At 67.8% G+C, this 18,151-nt stretch carries 17 protein-coding genes and 2 pseudogenes; 14 read left to right on the forward strand and 5 right to left on the reverse strand.

Annotation, left to right across the window (positions count from 1 at the left end):
• Window positions 1–964 precede the first annotated feature (964 nt).
• The 6 genes from ACIO92_RS10105 to ACIO92_RS10130 all read left to right on the forward strand — a co-directional run bounded on the left by ACIO92_RS10105 (window position 965) and on the right by ACIO92_RS10130 (window position 8,028).
• Window positions 965–1,495 (forward strand): hypothetical protein, encoded by a 531-nt coding sequence (locus ACIO92_RS10105; protein ID WP_402280237.1) that lies wholly within the window; start codon window positions 965–967, stop codon window positions 1,493–1,495.
• Window positions 1,482–3,914, forward strand: coding sequence for a phage/plasmid primase, P4 family (locus tag ACIO92_RS10110; protein ID WP_402280235.1), 2,433 nt, complete (start codon window positions 1,482–1,484; stop codon window positions 3,912–3,914). The genes ACIO92_RS10105 and ACIO92_RS10110 overlap by 14 nt, the downstream gene beginning before the upstream one ends.
• 102 nt (window positions 3,915–4,016) lie before the next feature.
• On the forward strand, window positions 4,017–5,843 hold the full coding sequence (locus ACIO92_RS10115; protein WP_402280234.1) for a DNA polymerase: 1,827 nt from the start codon (window positions 4,017–4,019) through the stop codon (window positions 5,841–5,843).
• Between the two features lie 390 nt (window positions 5,844–6,233).
• On the forward strand, window positions 6,234–7,049 hold the full coding sequence (locus tag ACIO92_RS10120; RefSeq protein WP_402280232.1) for a sigma factor: 816 nt from the start codon (window positions 6,234–6,236) through the stop codon (window positions 7,047–7,049).
• Entirely contained in the window at window positions 7,046–7,228 is a 183-nt protein-coding gene (locus ACIO92_RS10125; RefSeq protein WP_402280230.1) for a hypothetical protein, read from the forward strand. The genes ACIO92_RS10120 and ACIO92_RS10125 overlap by 4 nt, the downstream gene beginning before the upstream one ends.
• Before the next feature lie 566 nt (window positions 7,229–7,794).
• Complete coding sequence (locus ACIO92_RS10130) at window positions 7,795–8,028, forward strand: hypothetical protein (RefSeq protein ID WP_402280228.1); 234 nt, start codon at window positions 7,795–7,797, stop codon at window positions 8,026–8,028.
• 44 nt (window positions 8,029–8,072) lie between these two features.
• Here ACIO92_RS10130 and ACIO92_RS10135 read toward each other — a convergent pair whose 3' ends face one another.
• The gene (locus tag ACIO92_RS10135; protein WP_402280226.1) at window positions 8,073–9,086 is read right to left on the reverse strand and encodes a transcriptional regulator; all 1,014 of its coding nucleotides are present in this window, start codon (window positions 9,084–9,086) and stop codon (window positions 8,073–8,075) included.
• 463 nt (window positions 9,087–9,549) lie between these two features.
• Here ACIO92_RS10135 and ACIO92_RS10140 point away from each other — a divergent pair, with 463 nt between their 5' ends.
• The 4 genes and pseudogenes from ACIO92_RS10140 to ACIO92_RS10155 all read left to right on the forward strand — a co-directional run bounded on the left by ACIO92_RS10140 (window position 9,550) and on the right by ACIO92_RS10155 (window position 11,704).
• A complete protein-coding gene (locus tag ACIO92_RS10140) occupies window positions 9,550–9,780 on the forward strand; it encodes a hypothetical protein (protein WP_402280224.1) in 231 nt (76 codons plus the stop codon).
• Window positions 9,781–10,273: 493 nt separating this feature from the next.
• Window positions 10,274–10,747 (forward strand): hypothetical protein, encoded by a 474-nt coding sequence (locus tag ACIO92_RS10145; RefSeq protein ID WP_402280222.1) that lies wholly within the window; start codon window positions 10,274–10,276, stop codon window positions 10,745–10,747.
• A 231-nt stretch (window positions 10,748–10,978) separates the two neighbouring features.
• Window positions 10,979–11,125 carry a hypothetical protein gene (locus ACIO92_RS10150; protein ID WP_402280220.1) on the forward strand — a complete coding sequence of 49 codons (147 nt, stop codon included), beginning with the start codon at window positions 10,979–10,981 and terminating at the stop codon, window positions 11,123–11,125.
• Window positions 11,126–11,385: 260 nt separating this feature from the next.
• Window positions 11,386–11,704 (forward strand): annotated as a pseudogene (locus ACIO92_RS10155) (hypothetical protein).
• A 644-nt stretch (window positions 11,705–12,348) separates the two neighbouring features.
• Here the strand turns inward: ACIO92_RS10155 and ACIO92_RS10160 are convergent.
• Complete coding sequence (locus tag ACIO92_RS10160) at window positions 12,349–12,597, reverse strand: GntR family transcriptional regulator (protein WP_402280218.1); 249 nt, start codon at window positions 12,595–12,597, stop codon at window positions 12,349–12,351.
• Window positions 12,598–12,767: 170 nt separating this feature from the next.
• Here ACIO92_RS10160 and ACIO92_RS10165 point away from each other — a divergent pair, with 170 nt between their 5' ends.
• The 4 genes from ACIO92_RS10165 to ACIO92_RS10180 all read left to right on the forward strand — a co-directional run bounded on the left by ACIO92_RS10165 (window position 12,768) and on the right by ACIO92_RS10180 (window position 14,037).
• Window positions 12,768–13,136: a hypothetical protein gene (locus ACIO92_RS10165; protein ID WP_402280216.1), complete on the forward strand. Its 369-nt coding sequence runs from the start codon at window positions 12,768–12,770 to the stop codon at window positions 13,134–13,136.
• Window positions 13,133–13,336 carry a hypothetical protein gene (locus ACIO92_RS10170; protein ID WP_402280215.1) on the forward strand — a complete coding sequence of 68 codons (204 nt, stop codon included), beginning with the start codon at window positions 13,133–13,135 and terminating at the stop codon, window positions 13,334–13,336. Before ACIO92_RS10165 ends, ACIO92_RS10170 begins: the two co-directional genes overlap by 4 nt.
• Before the next feature lie 49 nt (window positions 13,337–13,385).
• Window positions 13,386–13,694 (forward strand): hypothetical protein, encoded by a 309-nt coding sequence (locus ACIO92_RS10175; RefSeq protein WP_402280213.1) that lies wholly within the window; start codon window positions 13,386–13,388, stop codon window positions 13,692–13,694.
• Between the two features lie 97 nt (window positions 13,695–13,791).
• Window positions 13,792–14,037, forward strand: a complete 246-nt coding sequence (locus ACIO92_RS10180; RefSeq protein WP_402280211.1) for a hypothetical protein — start codon at window positions 13,792–13,794, stop codon at window positions 14,035–14,037.
• 97 nt (window positions 14,038–14,134) lie between these two features.
• Here the strand turns inward: ACIO92_RS10180 and ACIO92_RS10185 are convergent.
• The 3 genes and pseudogenes from ACIO92_RS10185 to ACIO92_RS10195 all read right to left on the reverse strand — a co-directional run.
• Window positions 14,135–14,530 (reverse strand): annotated as a pseudogene (locus ACIO92_RS10185) (MFS transporter); the annotation flags it as partial.
• 74 nt (window positions 14,531–14,604) lie between these two features.
• Entirely contained in the window at window positions 14,605–16,881 is a 2,277-nt protein-coding gene (locus ACIO92_RS10190; RefSeq protein WP_402280209.1) for an ArnT family glycosyltransferase, read from the reverse strand.
• A complete protein-coding gene (locus ACIO92_RS10195) occupies window positions 16,878–18,149 on the reverse strand; it encodes a bifunctional glycosyltransferase family 2/GtrA family protein (protein WP_366445377.1) in 1,272 nt (423 codons plus the stop codon). The genes ACIO92_RS10190 and ACIO92_RS10195 overlap by 4 nt, the downstream gene beginning before the upstream one ends.
• Window positions 18,150–18,151 lie beyond the last annotated feature (2 nt).

Genomic DNA, 18,151 nt, shown 5'->3' on the forward strand with positions numbered 1-18,151 from the left:
CGCGTCCCCGCCCACGGGGGGGGGCCGCCCCGAACCCGGTGGTCCGGGGGGGCCCCCCCCCAAGCGGCGACGCCCGCACGCTGCCACACTCGCCGATGAGGCGTGCTTTCTCCTGCCCTACTCCGACAGCCTCCGACGCGACGGGCGGCCCGGGGAATTCCCCGAAGCGGACGGGTGGGATGAATCTGCGGACTTTTGCCGCTCGCCTTCCGCATGGTGGGGCGATTTCCTGCCCGCAATCCGCCGATGGGAAGAGCTGACCGAACATCCTGCACCCGCCCCGACCGAATTGGGTCCGCGCGGCGGAGTCCGGGTCACTGCTGCTTTCGCCGAGTGGCTTATGGGCATTCCAGGGTGGGTGACCGAAGTTCCGGGGCTCACACGGCGCGAGCAGCTTAAGGCCATTGGCAATGGCGTGTGCCCGCCGCAGGCTTACGCGGCATTCAGGCATCTACTTATTCATAGCGATATCAGGGGGACTCATGGGGAAGCGCGGAGTAATCACGGACTACGCGAGCGACGAACTGTATCCGGGGGATCTCGTCGCCTATGCGGCGAGGCAGGGGAATCGGGTGCGTCTCGCCGATGCGATCATCCGACGCGTGACGACGCGAATGGAAGGCGGTCGGCTCCGGCCGATGCTTCTTGTCCGTCCGACGGGAATCGAGAGCGGATTCACTAAGCGCCGGTCGATGCGCTCGGAATGGATTTCCTCCGAACACGTCCGACTCATCATGCCGGACGTGACGGGCGAGCGGGACACGCAGGACTGTATACGGGGGATCAATGGAACTGACCATTTCTGCGGACACGGCACCACCGATCGGTGATATCCGCCGGCTCGGCGAGGGCGACACCGTACGGCTGCGCCCGGACTACCAGCGACGCCCCGACTGGATTCGGTATCTCGCTGCGGCTGCCCATGCCATGGGGCGGGGCGCACGCATAGTACAGGGGGAAACCGATGGCTAATCCGAACAAAAGCAAGGGGACCGCGTGGGAGAGCGCGGTGCGCGACCACCTAAACGCGTTCCTCGGCCTGGTAGACGAGCGCGGGAAGTTCCTTGACCCGATGGACGGCGCGAACGTCCGCCGAGCCGCACAAGAGGGCGCGCGGGACGTGGGCGATATCCACGCGGCCCCGTTCGTGCTGGAAGCGAAGAACACCGCAACCCCCGCCGTGCCGACGTGGATTCGACAGGCGGAGGTCGAGGCAGGGCACGCGGGATTCCCGTACGGAATCGTCGTCCGGAAGGTGCGCGGTCACTCCGTCGCCATGGGCCGCGTGCATGTGTCGGTTCGGACGTGGACCCGAATACGGCTCGCCCTTGGGATGCCGACGCAGGAATTCGCGGCGCTCTATGGGTGGTCGGTCTCGCTGCGCGGGCTCGACACGTCCCGGTGGTACTTCACCACCACCGTGGGGGACCTCGCGCACCTGGTCGGCGACTACCGCCGCAACGTCCCCTCGGGGGTGTCCCGTGCGGTTCGCTGATCTGCTCGGGCGGTTCTCGGGGGTGTCCGGTGAGGCGGACGGCGGGTACTCGGCCCTGTGCCCCGCCCACCAGGATTCGCGCCCGTCCCTCCGTATCTGGCGGGGCGAGGACGACAAGGTTCGGCTGACGTGTCGTGCCGGCTGTGGCACGGCCGATGTGATCAGGGCCGTAGGGCTCGACTGGTCGGCGCTCTTCGATGCGACGGGCCCCGGCTCGGTCGTGCCCGCCGGACGCCCCGACCCGGTACCCCCTCGCCTCATCGCTGGCCTCGCCGCGTACGTCGACCGCACGTCGGCTGCCCTCGGCGACTGGTCGGCGGAGTGGTCCGGGCGGGCTCGGACGTATCTCGCCGACCGGTTCGGCCTCGATGTCGAGACCGCCGTAGACCTCCGCGTCGGGGTGGACTTCGGCGACCAGGCCGAGGGGTACGCCTACTTGTCTCGGCAGTACCGCGCGCATCCCCGGATCACGGTGCCGCTCTGCGGGTGGGATGGGGTGGCACGGGGTCTCCAGGGGCGCGACATTGGCGGGGAGTGCTCCGCACGCTGGGTGTCCCTCGCCAATCCACGCGGACACCACTGGGCCCTGTGGGGCGTACTGCGGGGCGGGGGCGGATACGGGACCGTCCTGGTCACCGAGGGGCCCGGGGACGGGCTGACAGCCGTGGCGTGCGGCTATGACGCGGTGGTCATTCGTGGGGCCTCCCTTGCCAACTCACCTGATCTAGTGGCTGAGTTGGCGGGCGAGCTACGCGGGCGCCACGTTGTGCTGTGCGGCGACAACGACCGCAGCGGCACCGGGTTCTCAGCTCGCCTCGCCGAGGGGCTGACCGCGCACGGGGTCACCGCGTACGTGCTCGACATCCCGCACCAGGGCGACGACCTGACCGACTGGCGTGCACGGGACCCGAACGCGTTCCCCGCCGAGCTGCACCGTGCGGTTCGGGAGGCCCGTCCGGCGAGGGACACCGCCGAGCGGGAGGCGGAGGCCCGTACCGTCGAGCTGGCAACGCGCACGGGCGCGGACACCGTGTCCCGGGACCAGGGCGCGGAAGCGGCCGAAATCCTGGCCAAGCTGGTCGGTACCTACGGTGAGAGCGACGCCATGAACTCTCACGCCCTGGTGGCGTGGTCCGGGGGCCGCATCCGGTACGCGTCCGGGCTCGGGTTCTACACGTGGGACGGGCGGGTGTGGGTGCGCTCGGATATGCGGGTCCGGCAGGAAATCCACCGCATGGGCGCCGCTCTCGTCCTCGCCGGACAGAATCAGCTAGCACGCGGATTCACGATGACGTCCCGCATTGACGCACTGCTGACCGAGCTTTGTTCCGTCCCTAATGTCAGCATCGGTGCCACCGATTTTGACGACCGTCCCGACCTGCTGAACTTCCGGAATGGCACGGTTGATCTCCGTACGGGCCTGCTTCGGCCGCACGACCAGGCCGACCTACTCACGTACGCACTCGATATCGACTACCGGCCCGACGCACCCTGCCCGCGCTGGGAGGCATTCCTACAGGAAATTTTCCCCGGGATGCCGGACATGCCCGCGTACATCCAGCGCATGATCGGGTACGGAATCACGGGACACACTGCTGAACAGACATTCAGTGTCTTTTGGGGAAAGGGCGCCAACGGAAAGTCTGTACTAGTCGACACCATCACATCAGTATTCCGTGCCATCGTACGCACCACTCCGTTTTCCACATTCGAGGAACGCAAGAGCGGCGGAATCCCGAATGATGTTGCAGCGCTACGTGGCGCCCGGCTCGTCATGGCCTCCGAGGGCGAGGCGGGAAAGCCCATGTCGGAATCGATCCTTAAGCGCGTTACCGGTAAGGACATGATTTCGGCGCGGTTCCTCCGGCAAGAGTTTTTCGAGTTCAAGCCTTCCTTTCTGCTGCTGCTCGCCACGAACCACAAGCCGAAATTTCGGTCGCAGGATGAAGGGCTTTGGCGACGGGTGAAGCTGGTCCCGTTCAAGCGGTGGTTTGCGCCCGCCGAGCGTGACCCCGAGTTGGACACGAAGCTACTCGGCGAGGCGGAGGGCATCGCGGCATGGGCGGTGCGCGGGGCCGTCGACTGGTACCGCGAGGGATTGAGAGACCCGCAGGTCATCACGGGTGCGTCACGGGAGTACCGCGAGACGTCAGACCCGCTCGCGGGTTTCCTTCCGGGCGTCCTGGAGTGGGCCGACGAGTCCGTTGTAATGAATGGCACGGACGCTTTCAATCTCTATCGTGACTGGTGCGAGGCGGAGAACCTTCCCGCTAAGGAGCAGTGGACCCGCCGAGCCTTTTACGAGGCAATGGAGGAGCGCGGGGCGGTACGGAAGCGCACCAACAAGGGGATTGCGCTCGGCTGCCTGCGTGCTGCCGAGGAGACCCCCGGGCAGACCGGACCGGGGATATTCGGATAACTGCATAGCCAACCGATAGGGGGCGTTCACCTAGCCAAGGTGGGCGCCCCCTTTTTTTGCTTTCTGGGGGACGAATGATTGAGCTGCGACACCGAATAGCCGGTGACACTGTCACGGTGCACGTGCCTGAGACGCCCGAGGATCTGCAAAAGTTCTGGGAGTGGCTTTTACCGGGCGAGGGCACGGGGGCCCATTGCCGTTGACACTGAGACCACGGGTCTCCAGATATTTGCCCCGACCTTCCGGCTCCGTACGGTGCAGTTCGGCGACGCGCACGACGCGTGGGTAATCCTGTACGAGCGGGGCGGGTACCACGAATTTTACGCGCGGGAAGCGCTGCCGAAGATCCGCGAAATCCTGATCCACAATGCCGCGTATGACTGGCTTGTCCTCGGGCAGTGCGCCGGAATCCCTTTGGAAGACCTCGCACCGTGGACGACCGATACCCGCATCCTTGCGGCACTCATCGACCCCCGACAGCCTTCCGAGGGCGGGGCAGGGACGGCGCTGAAACCCCTATCGGCGAAGTGGGTTGACCCTGCGGCACCGGACACCCAGGGCGGATTGACGAAGGTTTTCAATTCCCTCGGTTTCACCAAAGAGACCGGGTGGGCGGGAATCCCTCTCACTCACCCCACCTACCTGCTGTACGCGGGTCTCGACGTCATTCTGACGGCCCGTCTCGCACCCGTGCTCCGCGCCGAGCTGGCGCGCGTCGGCGTCCGCCCCGACCTGGTGCCGTACGAGCATGAGCTTGCCCGTATCTGCGCCACGATGCAGCGCACGGGGCTCCTGGTGGACCAGGAGTACGCGGGGCCGCTCTCCCGCCGGCTCGCCGAGGACGCCGAGCGGTACGGGGCGGTGGCTGCCCGGTACGGGGTCGCGTCGGTCGGCAGCTCTGCGCAGGTGGCGGAAGCACTCGCAGGCATGGGCGAGCAACTGACGGAGCGAACCGACTCCGGCGCAGTGAAGGTAGACAAGGCTGTCCTGTTGCCCCTCGCGGACCTTGACCGGGACTGGCAGCGCATCGGGGCACGAGACCCGAACGCGCTCGCCGACGCGGTGCTGAGAGCGAAGCGCGCAGCGAAGTGGGGCACGACGTACGCCGCGCGGTTCATGAACAGGGCGGACGCGTCGGGGCGCATCCACCCGGCGGTGTCGCCCCTCGCCGCACGCACGGGCCGCATGTCGGTGTCGGACGGGCTGCACAATCTGCCGAGCAGTGAGTATGTGATCCGCCGGGCGATTGTCGCCGAACTCGGGCACGTCATGATCAGTACCGATTTCCAGGCTGTGGAAATGCGGGTCCTCGCCGCTCTCGCCAAGGTGCGGCGCATGACAGACGGTTTCGTCCACGGTGGCGACGATTTCGACATCCACCAGTTCACCGCGCGACTGATTAAGGGCGACCAGGCCACCGCAAAGGACCGGAAGGTATTCAAAGGCGCCGGTTTCGGAAAGGTGTACGGGGGTGGCATCCGCACAATTTCCCGTCAGACAGGTGCGGCCGAGGACGAGATTGCACGGGCGGTCGCTGAGTACGACCGCGTATTTCCGGAGATCAAACGGGCGTCGGCACGGTGGCAGCGGGAAGCGCGCCGAAACGGTGGCGTTCTGATCTCCGCCACGGGCCGTCGACTCCCGCTGGACCGAGACCGAATGTATGCCGTGGTCAATTATGCCTGTCAAAGCGCTGCGCGGGATCTGCTCGGGCAAGCAATGCTGAATGTCGATGCTGCGGGTCTGCTGCCGAATTGCCTTTTGCCTATTCACGATGAGCTTCTGGTGTCGGCTCCGCGCGAGGACGCCGAGGACGTTGCACGCGAGATAAAGCGGTGCATGACCATGAGCCTGTACGGCGTCCCGATCGTGGCCGATGCGGAGATCGGCGGGCGCTCATGGGGGTCCCTGTACGGCGCGGACTACTAGCTCAGTGCTCTGACCTGCACGGATGTGATCGGTGCGCCTGTGCGGACTAACGATCATGGGGGAGGGTTGCACGCTCTTTGGTCACGAATCGCGCAATGACGATCTCTCAGATAACGGCTGCGTGCCCGATCCGGAAGGTATGCCCGATTAGGCGAAGATAACGCACGAATGCATGTCATTGCCCACTGCGCGGCCCCGGCCTAATTTCGAGGTCAGCAGCGACGCACGGCAATGCGCAAGCCCCGTCCTGCTAATCCGGGACGGGGCCTTTTTAATGCCCTGATGCAAAGCGCATTGCACTGAGAGCACGGGACACCTATGCCCGTACTCCGTCCCGGAATCCTCCGCCCCTCATTCCAGGGGGCACCACCCGAGTACGGAGCGATTCCCATGACGCATTTCACTGCTGAGATGATCGCAGCAGCCAAGGAAAACGACCTGTCGGCGATCACCGCTCTTATATCCGAGACCGAGGATCTAGTGACCCGCCGCGCGTCCGATTATGCGACCAGCGACGGGTGGACGGATCACGCCCTCGCTGACGATCTCGCACAGGTCGGCAGGGTCAGAATTTGGGAATCCGTCGCTAAATTCGAGGGTACGGAACCGGGCGAATTCATGGCCTTTATTTCCAGGGCCTTGCATTCGGCGATGACCGATCACCGCAGGGAAGAGCGGTTCCCTGGGGTGGATGTCGGAACCGTCCGGGACTTCCGCACGGCGCTCATCCTCGCAGGGGGCGACCCGTACGAGGCTGCTCGCGTCGCCGCAACGGATGCCATGGGGGCCCGCAGGATGGTCCCGGACCGGGCGCGCGCTGCCCTGCTGTCGTGGCTCGGCACGGATCGTATAGACAGGCCCGTGACCGGCGAGGGGGAAGACGTCGTCACCCTCGCGGATGTGATCGCGGATGAAGTCGGTGTTCCCGTCGACTTGCTCGACCCGCACGACGCGGCGACGGTCAGCCGGCGGACCATTCGTAAGCAAGTCCACGCAGCACTGGGCAAGTTGAGTGATCGGCAGCGCCACGTACTCAAAGCCGATCACGGGATTGCCCCGGTCGGCTGCTATGCCAATGAGCCCTTGGCGCTTGCCTCCGACATGGGCTTGACCCTGGAGCAGGTGCGCCACGCCCGCCGGTTGGGCAAGTCGCGGTTTGCAGGGGTGTACCTGGCGGAGACCGGGGAAGCTTCGGGGGCCGCGTGACCGCCATCCTGCCCACCCGTGACGGGGGGACAGTCACGGTCACCCGCCGGGGACGTCTGGTCGATATGCACGTGCGGGACGCCGAGGGCCGAACGGTCGCCACGGTCGTCCGCCCCGCCGACCAGGCCGACACGCTGCTTTCCGTGGCTTCCCGACTGCAACGCCAGTTCCAGGTTTGAGCGTTATCCGGGCCGTGTCTCAAACCAGACCCAGGGGTTTGGTACTTGCTCTGACCTGCACCTTTTGCAAAAAAGGTTCTTGCCCGTGACCGTGCCGTGTCCTAATATCGACGCCAAGCGCAAAGATGCGCCTGAAAGTGGGGGGTACAAGTGACATCCGGAAGGACCGACACCAACAAGATCATCACGGGTCGCAGCTCAGCCGTGACCCTGAGTGTTCAAATTTTCGAGAGCGAACCCGGCGGTTTGTTTCAGCGGTGGGCCCCTGAGGGGTCCGTCCCGTCCTACTCGGCCGTGGTCGGCACTGAGAGCGCGCTCGCCGCTGCCCTCGCCCTGTACGGGGCACGCGTCGCCGCTCTGGTCGAATCGCTCGCTGACACGACGTGGCGGATCATCGCCCGGTGCCTCCCCACGGGTACCACGGTCGGCGAGTGGACATGGGTGCGCAGCGCCGAGACGGGCCGATGGGTGCCGGCTGCGGAGCCGTGGTGCGTCTGGGACGAGATGCGGCGCGTGGAAGCGCTCGACAGAGCGACCCGACGCGCCGCCGAGCTGGGGCACGCGGCATGACGACGACGTTCGTTGACGGGTACGACGACCGAGACAGCGCGTACGCGTCCGCCTTCCGCCCCGCGCGCATCCTGGTCCGCGCCCGGTTGTCCGACCGGTACGGCATGAGCGTGCACCGCATGAAGGGTGGGTGGGGCGTCTACCTCACCGACCGAACACCCGACCGTCCCGCACCCGCCACGCTGCGCCTGCTGCCCTTCCGCAGCACCCCCCACCGCGCAGCAGCATGAAACGGCCCCGCCCTGTACCCAACTCGGTGCAAGGGCGGGGTTTGTCATTTCCGGCTAAGTGAAAATGCCCGCTCGGCAGTCTGCCGGGCAAGCGAATTACCACGATACGACGAGAGAAGGGGCGGGATTCTCCTCACTTGCTCGTCAATTCTCCCCGAATGAATAGCAGGATACCCGTCAAGTGCAGAATCCCATGTAGCGCAAGCGGCTTCCAAGTGACCGATTGCGAGCTGCCGTTCAGCAAGTAGCGCACTGAATTTGATTTCCGACCGCTTGCTATCCGTGGAGTCTCGGAGTCGGAAATGGTCATTCAGAGACTCAACGCTCCCCTTGGTGTCGCCCAATGCGTGCCGCACTTCTGCGGTCGCATAGGCGAGAGTGGCAGAACTGAATCCACCAAAGGTCCCCATTTGGCTTTCCGCCTGGTTAACTGCTCGCTCTGCCTCGCGCAGACTTACAAGCGCATTATTCTTTTCCCCTGCGAGGGCATATGCGTGGGCCTGTTGACCTGCCATGAATGCTCGCATACGCGGAGTTGATTCCGGTGCTGCTTCTGCGGCTGCGTTCGCTAGTCTTGCCGCTGGTGTTCCGTGACCTAGGCTCGCGGCTTGTACGGACATGCCGCGCAGGACATGACAGTACGTGTTGTGGTCCCCTGCTGCACCAGCGAGTTCAAGGGATTTCACGTAATACTGCTGGGCCCTACCGTGCGCTCCCTCATCAACCGCCATCCATCCGGTCAGGTAGCAGAGGAATGCAGCGGCGGACAACATAGATTTGCGTGTCTCGCTGGATGCGTCTGCGTTCATGTACGGGGTGACAGTGTTGACCAGGAAAGCAGCAGCCATGGGGCGCGCATACCGGCCGCCGAAATCACCATCCAGGTCTGAAAGGCGGTCAGTCATCGCCCTAACTGCCTGAACCTCCGATTGCCCAATACGGATCTTTGGGTTTCTCTGGACCGCTTCCATTCGTCCCACCACGTCCCGCCAGTCGGGAATGGTAAGCGCGACGGAAAATAGTCCCGCGCCGAGAACGCCACGGCGTGAGGGGTCCATGTCTTGCCTCCCGAGTTCTAACAACCCTTCAACGACATTCGCGTGACTGTTGGGCTCTTTTAGAGGTTCCGGGAATCCCGCCTCGGTGTGCGTGACGGGGCGGAGCAGTCTCCGGGCGAGTGCTTCCAAGATCAGGGGCCGAACATCGGGTTTTGGCAGATGCCCCTTTAGCCACTGGTGCACCGAGGGTTCCCGGTACCGCAAGGGTGTTCCTCGCTCCGTGCCTAGCCGGTTGACCTCCTGGGCGAACTGCCGCAGGGTCCACCCGCTCTCTCGGTACAAGCGTTCCAGTGTGATGTTCGGCTGTGGTGTCAACGGCCCCAACTCCCGTGCCATGCCCTCTTAAAGCTCTTAAACCTTGCCCACTTCCCAACGGTACCGCTGTGCGTGGTCGGACGGTTGCCTAGTGCGAGCACGGAGTGTGCCGCATCGCCGACCGAGTGACCCAGAGGGAAGGTTGATCATGATCAGTTCCACGTGGGTACCCGTTCTCAACGGGTACGCGGTGGACACCAGCAACGGCCATCCCCGCCCCGGAAAGATCGTCCGGACGGATCACGAACTGTTCATACTGCGCCCGCCCGGTGGTGGCGCCGAGTGGCCTGCGTCCCGTCAGTCCCTCAGGGAGCCGGACATCACGGAGCGGGGGGAGATCCGCACGCTCATCACGCCCGTTCCCGAGGACCGACCGTGACCGCGCTGCCGGGGGGACCGGTTCCCGCCTACGTCGCCGAGGTGTATGCGGAGTGGCCCACCGAAACCGCGTACGCCACCGCCGCTACCCGCCTCGCCGTCCATGAGAACACCGACCCGAGGCTGGCCCTCCGATGGCTCCGGAGCGAAGCGCGCCGACTCGCGGACCGCATCGACCCCGCCCCCAAACAGGTGAGTTGGGGGCCGCCGCGCGCCTTCCGACCGGTCACCCCATCTGGCCCTAACTCGGCTGCGATACTGCGGAGTTGGGCGAGTTCCGAGCGTGCTGCGGAGGACGTCCTTGAAGTGCTGGGGACACGGCATCCCTTCCGTGCCGCATTCCCTGATACGGGCGCCACCTACGTCCTAAGTGTCTGGTTCAGCACCGCCCGCACCGAGGACGTTCGGGAACCTCCGTCGGCCCCGGTAGTGCAGCGCGTCGGCACTCTCGCGGCCCCGCTGTACGCGGACGCTACAGACCCCCGGAGATAGTCATGGCCCCTCTCAGCCCCGCCCACGAACACGCGCTCGCGCAGAAAGACATCATCATCCGCCGGTACGTCGACAAGAAGGTGTCCGCGCGCCGGTTGGCCGATCAATACGGCGTCGACAACGGATGGCTGGGGCGTCGCCTCGATGAGTGGGGCGTGGTCCGCCGAACCAGGCCCACTCGCACCCCCGCCCACGAGCGCGTGTTCGCCGAGAAGGACGCGATCATCCGCCGGTACGTCGACAAGAAGGTGTCCGCGCGCCGGTTGGCCGATCAATACGGCGTCAGCCCGTGGTGGCTCATCCGACGTCTCGATGAGTGGCGGGTCCCCCTCCGCCAACTCCGGGCGCCGTGTTCCGCGAACTGCGCGTCAACACTCTCGCGGCCCCGCTGTACGCCGACGCCCACTGACCCCCTGATAGCGGCCGTCAACGCGACCACGGACGCACCCGCCGCGCGCATCGTGCAGCACACCTAGACCCCCGCCCCTGCCGCACAGGCCCCGCTCTCCAGGACAGCACGGGGCCGTGACTCGCTCTGCGGCGGGGGCGGGCACCACTTCCGCATCCGGGGAATCTCCCGAGACCGCCGGTACACACATCACGGTCGGCAGTCTCACGGATGCGGTGCTCGGTCCGGCGTAGCGACGGGCCGAGCGCACTTCCCCGCGCCCGACCGGGCCAGGGACCAACGAGAGACCGGAGAGACCATGCCCACCGCCGAACCGATCACCGAAGACCCGGCCGACACCGAGCCGGCGAGCGAGCCGACCGACGAGCCGGACGGCATCGGGCGCCAGGACGACGACCAGGCCGACGCCAGCGACCCCCACGCACAGGTGCAACTCGTCGCCTAGCGCGTCCTCTCAGACCCCGACCCGACCGGCCCCAACCCTGGCAGGTAGACCGATCGGATCGGGCACCCGTGACCTAGCCACCGAGGGGAGGTGACGACATGGCCGCCAGTAGCCCCGGAGACACGAACCCGGACGGAACAAAGGGTACGGGCATGGGCCCCCGCCCGACGAAGCCGCCGCCGCCGGACGCGCACTGATTCCGTACCGCGACGGTCGCGCGGGTCGTTAGTGACCGAGCAACCTGATACGGAGGCGAGTCAATGATCTTGATCGGCTGCGGTTTCGGACTCAGCGAAACCGATGTCACCACCTGCGAGGCGTGTTGGAAAGCTCCGGTGCAAGCGGTGAGGCACCGGACCGACGACGCGCCCCGTGACCTGCTGTGCGGGGCATGTGCGGAAGCCGGATATCCGATCCGCACGGACCTGTTCCCCCCGTTCGGCATCCGAGGACTGACAACCAGGAAGGTGAACAATGGGCAAGCACAAGGCACCCGGACCCCCGCAAATGCCCCCGGACCCCGGACCGGAGGCGCCTAAGCCTGCGCCGAAGAGCCCTCCCGGAACCCCGCCGGTCTAGCTCCGGCAACCTGACCCCGGTACGGCGGACGCTCCCCCGCCTCTGCCGTACCGGACCGTGACACCTCCGACCGGACAAGCCCCGGGCAGAGGCAGCCGTGCCGCATCTGAGTCGACGGTCTCAGGCCCTCGGCCCCGGTCCGCCCCATGGCGGGGTGCCGCTCCCCCACTGGAGCGGTGAGGGTGTCACACCCGCCCCGTCCGTACGCTGCCCCCTGCGGCGCACGGGCGGGGCACTCTCGTCTACCGACCCGAGGACCGACAGATGTTGCAGTGCACTGCCGTGCGTCGCCGACCCGTCAGATTCCCCGACCCCGACTCTGACACCAACGTGCCACCCCTCACCGACCATTACGCAGCGTGCGAACTCGGCGTAGGGCACGACGACGACCATGCCGCACTGGTACGTGTCGACGACGCACAGGGGTGTTGGTTGCGCTGGCAGACGGACACAGGCCCCGTCACGTACGACCTGGTGTCGTGGTGCACAGCCGGAATGGAATCCGGGGCCCCGTGCGTCTTCTTCGCGGGGCACCCCCTGGGCCACTCGTTCGAGGTGACCGACCCGACGAGCGAGGCGTACGCGGCGGACATCCTCGCCCACCCGGAGAGGTACGGAGGCGCGCCGGCTGACTCGGAAGACGACTAGACGTCGGCCTGGTCGTCGTCCCGGCGGTCAGCCACAAAGGAGCCCATGCCGGGCGTGGTGGTGATCCAGCCGGATTCCCGAAGGTTCTTGGTTGCCTTCCGCACGGTGTCCCGGGCTACGCCGAACTCAGCTTGCATGGCCACTTCGGAAAGGTGGTACGCGGTCGGATACTGCCCGCTCCGGATACGGCTCCGGATCAGGTCTGCGATCTGCTGCCACTTCGGGCGGGTCGGGTCGAACTCCACGCTGCGGACCCTACCCATCCCCGTACACGTCTCTCCAGTGGCCTATACCCGCCCACAGGCATGGACACGGGTATACAGGCTTACTACTCTGCACAAAGAAAAGCGCCCCGGCGGACCGCTGTAACGGTCAACCGGGGCTCCGCCTATCAGCTAATAGGAGCTGACAGACAATGCGCGATCTTACCGCCCACCTGTTCCTCTTGTTCCTCGGACTCGGTTTCGTGACCGTCCTCGCGGTCATCCTTACGGCCGTCCTCGCCACGGCCCCCCGACGCCCCGGACGCCACTCCGCCGCCCACCTCGCCGAGCAGACGGCGCCCGCACCGGCCCCCGTGTCGCCCTGGTCCCGCCCGTGGACCGGCCCCACCAAAGAGGAAGCGGCGGAGATCTTCCGGCAGGAAGCGAAGCGGTCCCGCGTCATCCGCGAACGGCGCACCGCCGCCGCCCTTGCCACCCTCGGTGTGGACTACGCCTACGGCTACGCGGGAGACCACTTCGAAACCCTCTCCACCCTCGCCGCTGCGGGCGTGACCGCATGACCCGCGACGCACTGACCGCCACGACTCCGACCCGCGCGGGAGCGCTCTGCGTCGTCTGCGGCACATGGACAACCGTCCCCGTCGAACTCGGCTACATCGAGCGCGTCAGCGGGCCCGGAGTGACCCTGTGGGGGTGCCCTGCCGAGCTGACCACCGCGAGCCCCGCACCCATGCCCGGAGAGGTCCAGCGGGGCGCGTAGAGCCCTTCCGCTGGCAGTATCGACACCACAGAAGAAGGAGGGGGCAGTCATGGCCCTTGCATCACGAGAGCGGTACCACCTGCACGCGGAGTTCGCCGAGGAAGTGTCCAAGACGTACGCCGACATCGTGTGCGAAGCGTGGGGGATGGTTCTGCGGATGCAGGCCGGCGGAAGTCCCGCCCGCCAGAAGAGCATCCGGCAGATCGCGGAAGGGATGGAACGGGCGGCGGTGATCGTCACCAAAGGGCACGACTACCTCACCGAGACACTGACGCCCGAGGACCGACTCAAGCGGGATCGCAAGCGGTACGAGGTCGCGTTCCTCGCCGATGAGGCGGACCGCAACGCACCCGCGTAGACACCCCGCAGAACGAGCCCCCACCCGGACCCCCTTCCGGGTGGGGGCTCCCCCGTTTTCGGCCCCGGTGCGGGTCTGTCTCGCTACCGTGCCCAGCATGGCCATCCTCAGTTACACCGACATCGCCCGTGACCTCTTTCGCCGGACGGAAACCGCCATCGCTGCCATCGCTGCCCTCGCCGTGGACACCGGCATCACGTTCCGCATCAGCGACATCGTGCAGCGGGTAGAAGACGAGTTGCCCGAGGGGTACCCGGACAGCTCCAACGGGGCGCACCCCCGCCGGGAGATCATCGCCGAAATGGCGCGCGACGCCTTGTCGGGCGAGGCGTACGCCGACTGACCGGAGGCAGCAAAACGCCCCGTTCGGCCATGTGCCGTGCGGGGCTTCCTGTTTCTCTGACCTGCTGACTTTTGAGCTACCAGGCTGTAGGTTCGCCGAGGGTGGTGGTCATCAGGATCGCGCCGCCGACGCCCATGCCCGCGCGGGCGGCGATCAGCTGGCCCGTGGAGTCGGCGAGTCCGGCGGCGAGCGAGCCGAGGCCGAAGAGCGCGAGTCCGATCGCGAGCAGCTTCTTGCGTCCGTAGCGGTCGGCCGCGTTGCCCGCCGTCAGCAGCAGTCCCGACTGGACGAGCGAGTACGCGTTGATCATCCACTGGATGTCGGTGGTGGTCGCGTGGAGTTCCGAGGTCAGCGAGGGGATGGCGACGCTGAGCACGGTGTTGTCGAGCAGCACGGTGAGCTGGGCGAGGCAGATGACGCCGAGGATCAGCCAGCGCTGCGGATGGCCGCCGCCGGTGGACGGCTGTGGGGTCGCGGCGGTGGTCGCCGTCATGGCAAGACTCCTTGTACGGTGTACGGGACCGGGCTCGTACACCGTACAAGAGTCTCTCTTACGCCGTACAGGGATTACTTCGGACGGGTCAGGTCGTAGAAGGTGGCGCCGCCGATCGTGACCTCCTCGAAGTTCTCCGCGACCCACGAGGAGATCTCCGAGCCGCCGCCGGGACCTCCGCCGAAACCACCGGCCCGGCTCCGTCCGCCGTCACCCTGACCTCCTTGGCTTCCCTGGCTTCCCTGGCTTCCCTGGCTTCCCTGGCTTCCCTGGCTTCCCTGGCTTCCCTGGCCGGCCTCTCCGCTCCGGCCGCTCGTGCCGCCCTCGCCTCCGCCGATGAAGTAGTGGATCTCTCCTTGGGCCACGTACTCCTTGAACCGGGCGAGCGTCGGGGAGGGATCGCTGCCGTTGAAGCCGCCGATCGCCATCACGGGTTTCTCGGTGGCGAGTTGATAACCGGCCGCGTTCTGCGCGCCGACCGTGGCCGCGACCCAGGTGTAGGAGTCGGCGTCCACGAGGAGGGCGGCCCCGGCCTCCGCCCCGACGCTCACGCCGTTGAGGAGACCGCCCATGCCGCCGCCCCCACCGGGCCCCTCGCCCCCGGCCGTCCCGGGAGCCGTGCCCGGGGACATGCCCGGCGGCATCCCCTGCGGCCCGCCGCCACCGCCCGGCACCTGCCCCCGCGCACCCTGGTCCTGGTCCTGGCCCTGCCCCGGCATCCCCGGGAACCGCGCACCCCCCTGGTTCCGGCCGCCGCCCTGGAACCCGTACGGCAGCGCCGTGCCCCGGCCGCCCGGCCCCCGCATCCCGCCGAACCCGGCCCCCGCCGGACCCGCCGTCACGATCGAGCCCCGGTGCCCGGTGCCCACCGTCGCCAGGGTGTACGCGAACGGCCCCGCGAGGCCCGCCGCGAGAGCGAGCCCCGCCGCGCACAGCCCGATCCGCCGGTCCACCCGCCCGGCGAGCAGCAGCCCGAGCACCGACACCAGACCCACCACCAGGACCGCCCAGCGCAGCCACGGCAGCCACTCCGGCGTACGGCCCAGGAGCACCCAGCCCCAGTACGCGGTCACCCCCGCCGTCACCGCGAGGGTCACCGGGGCGAACAGCCCGGTGCGCTCCTCCCAGAGCACCGCCCCGCCCATGCCGACGAGCGCCGCGAGGTACGGGGCCAGGGCCACCGTGTAGTACTCGTGGAAGATGCCCGCCATGAAGCTGAACACGGCCAGCGTGACCAGCAGACAGCCGCCCCACACCAGGAACGCGGACCGGGCCGTGTCCGTCCGGGACGCCCGCCAGGTCACGACGAGCCCCGCGACGAGCAGAACGAGCGCGGCGGGCAGGAGCCAGGAGATCTGACCGCCGACCGAGTCGTTGAACATCCGGCCGATCCCGGTCCCGCCCCAGCGGCCACCGCCCCCACCGCCCGGACCGCCGCCGACACTGCCGGTCTCCTCGCCGTTGAGGCGCCCGAGACCGTTGTAGCCGAAGGTCAGCTCCAGGAAGCTGTTGTTCTGCGAGCCCCCGACGTACGGACGGGAGGACGCGGGCCACAGCTCGACCAGCGCCACCCACCAGCCCGCCGACACCAGCAGCGCGAGCCCGCCGAGCGCCAGCCGCCCCAGCCTGCGCCCGACCCCGCCCGGCGCGCACACCACATGGACCAGGGCGAGCGGTGGCAGGACCAGAAAGGCCTGGAGGGTCTTCGCGAGGAACGCGAACCCCAGCGCGACCCCCGCCGCCACGAGCCACTTCGTCGCGCCCCGGTCCTCTTCGAGGGCGCGCAGCACCGCGTACACCGCCACCGTCGTCAGGAGGGCGAGCAGCGCGTCCGGGTTGTTGAAGCGGAACATCAGCGCGGCCACCGGGGTGAGCGCCAGGACCGTGCCCGCGAGCAGACCCGCCCCCGCGCCGAACCGGCGCCGGACCGCCGCGTGGAGCACGCCCACGGTGGCGACGCCCATGAGGACCTCGGGCACCAGGATCTGCCAGGACCCCAGACCGAAGAGGCGGACCGAGAGGGCCATCGGCCAGAGCGCGGCCGGCGGCTTGTCGACGGTGATGGCGTTGGCCGCGTCGAGCGAGCCGAAGAAGAAGGCCTTCCAGCTCGCGCCGCCCGCCTGCACCGCCGCCGAGTAGAAGGAGTTGGCGTAACCGGAGGCGCTCAGGTTCCACAGATAGAGGACCGTGGTCACGGCGAGCAGCCCGAGGAGGGCGGGCCGGGCCCAGGGCGCGTCCTCGGCCCGCCCCCGCCAGAGCCGGGCGGCCCGTCCGGGGGCGGGAGCCCCGGCGGACGGCGGGGTCACGGGCGGGGTGCCGACGCCCGGCGCCGGGAAGGGTGTCGTCGTCATCGGCCGTTCCTTGCGGTGGACCGCTCGGGGAAGACCCAGAGCCGGAAGAGGAGGAAGCGCAGCACCGTCGCCGCCAGATTGGCGACGACCAGCACGGCGAGTTCGGTCGAATGCCCGGGATCACCGGTCGCCGTGTCGAGGGCGGCCAGCGATCCGCTGGTCAGGGCGAGACCGATGGCGAAGACCACGAGGCCCTGCGCCTGGTGACGGACCGCCCGGTCCCGGCCCCGCACCCCGAAGGTGAGCCGCCGGTTGGCCGCCGTGTTGGCGACGGCGGAGACGAGCAGGGCTGCGGCGTTGGCGAACTGCGGGCCGAGCCCCAGCCGGAACGCCGAGTACAGGGCCAGATAGAAGAGCGTGGACAGCGCCCCGACCACACAGAAGCCCACCAGCTGCCGGGCGAGACCGCCGGGCACACCGTTCAGCTCACGGTCCCGGGGATCGTCCCCGAAGGGCCGGGCCAGCCGGTCGAGCGGCAGCGAACCCGTGGCGAGGGCCCGCCCCACCCGCCACACGCCCTTCAGGTCGTCGGTGGCCGTCCGCACGATGCGCACGGTCGACTCGGGGTCGTCGACCCAGTCGACCGGCACCTCGTGGATGCGCAGCCCGGCCCGCTCGGCGAGCACCAGCAGCTCGGTGTCGAAGAACCAGCCGGTGTCCTCGACCATCGGGAGCAGCCGTTCGGCGACGTCCCGCCGTATCGCCTTGAACCCGCACTGCGCGTCGGAGAACCGGGCGGCCAGCGAACCGCGCAGGATCAGGTTGTAGGCGCGCGAGATCAGTTCCCGCTTCGGCCCGCGCACCACCCGCGAGGAGCGGGCCAGCCGGGAGCCGATCGCCAGGTCGGAGTGGCCGGAGATGAGCGGCGCGACCAGCGGCAGCAGGGCGTTGAGGTCGGTGGACAGATCGACGTCCATGTACGCCAGGACCGGCGCGTCGGAGTCCGACCACACCGTCCGCAGCGCCCGCCCGCGTCCCTTCTGTTCGAGGCGCACGGAGCGCACCTCGGGCACCTCGGCGGCGAGGGCTGCGGCGAGGACCGGAGTGGAGTCGGTGGAGGCGTTGTCGGCGACGGTGATGCGGAAGCCGTACGGGAAGGTCCGGGAGAGGTGTTCATGGAGCCTGCGGACGCAGGGCTCCAGGTCCTTCTCCTCGTTGTAGACGGGGATCACCACGTCCAGGACGGGCCGTCCGGCCGGATGCACCGGCAGGTGCTCCCGGGCGGGAAGCGTGCCGGACAGGGGCCCCGCGATCGTTGGGGTGCGCATAC

It is taken from the genome of Streptomyces sp. NPDC087215, from assembly GCF_044744885.1.
Classification (GTDB): Bacteria; Actinomycetota; Actinomycetes; order Streptomycetales; family Streptomycetaceae; genus Streptomyces.

Excerpts from the sequence above, each read along its gene's own strand:
- ACIO92_RS10165 (WP_402280216.1), top strand. The coding sequence starts at position 12,768 with ATGCGCGATCTTACCGCCCACCTGTTCCTCTTGTTCCTCGGACTCGGT.
- ACIO92_RS10140 (WP_402280224.1), top strand. The coding sequence starts at position 9,550 with ATGATCAGTTCCACGTGGGTACCCGTTCTCAACGGGTACGCGGTGGAC.
- ACIO92_RS10135 (WP_402280226.1), bottom strand. The coding sequence starts at position 9,086 with ATGGACCCCTCACGCCGTGGCGTTCTCGGCGCGGGACTATTTTCCGTC.
- ACIO92_RS10180 (WP_402280211.1), top strand. The coding sequence starts at position 13,792 with ATGGCCATCCTCAGTTACACCGACATCGCCCGTGACCTCTTTCGCCGG.
- ACIO92_RS10150 (WP_402280220.1), top strand. The coding sequence starts at position 10,979 with ATGCCCACCGCCGAACCGATCACCGAAGACCCGGCCGACACCGAGCCG.
- ACIO92_RS10120 (WP_402280232.1), top strand. The coding sequence starts at position 6,234 with ATGACGCATTTCACTGCTGAGATGATCGCAGCAGCCAAGGAAAACGAC.
- ACIO92_RS10175 (WP_402280213.1), top strand. The coding sequence starts at position 13,386 with ATGGCCCTTGCATCACGAGAGCGGTACCACCTGCACGCGGAGTTCGCC.
- ACIO92_RS10190 (WP_402280209.1), bottom strand. The coding sequence starts at position 16,881 with ATGACGACGACACCCTTCCCGGCGCCGGGCGTCGGCACCCCGCCCGTG.
- ACIO92_RS10170 (WP_402280215.1), top strand. The coding sequence starts at position 13,133 with ATGACCCGCGACGCACTGACCGCCACGACTCCGACCCGCGCGGGAGCG.
- ACIO92_RS10105 (WP_402280237.1), top strand. The coding sequence starts at position 965 with ATGGCTAATCCGAACAAAAGCAAGGGGACCGCGTGGGAGAGCGCGGTG.
- ACIO92_RS10145 (WP_402280222.1), top strand. The coding sequence starts at position 10,274 with ATGGCCCCTCTCAGCCCCGCCCACGAACACGCGCTCGCGCAGAAAGAC.
- ACIO92_RS10130 (WP_402280228.1), top strand. The coding sequence starts at position 7,795 with ATGACGACGACGTTCGTTGACGGGTACGACGACCGAGACAGCGCGTAC.
- ACIO92_RS10195 (WP_366445377.1), bottom strand. The coding sequence starts at position 18,149 with ATGCGCACCCCAACGATCGCGGGGCCCCTGTCCGGCACGCTTCCCGCC.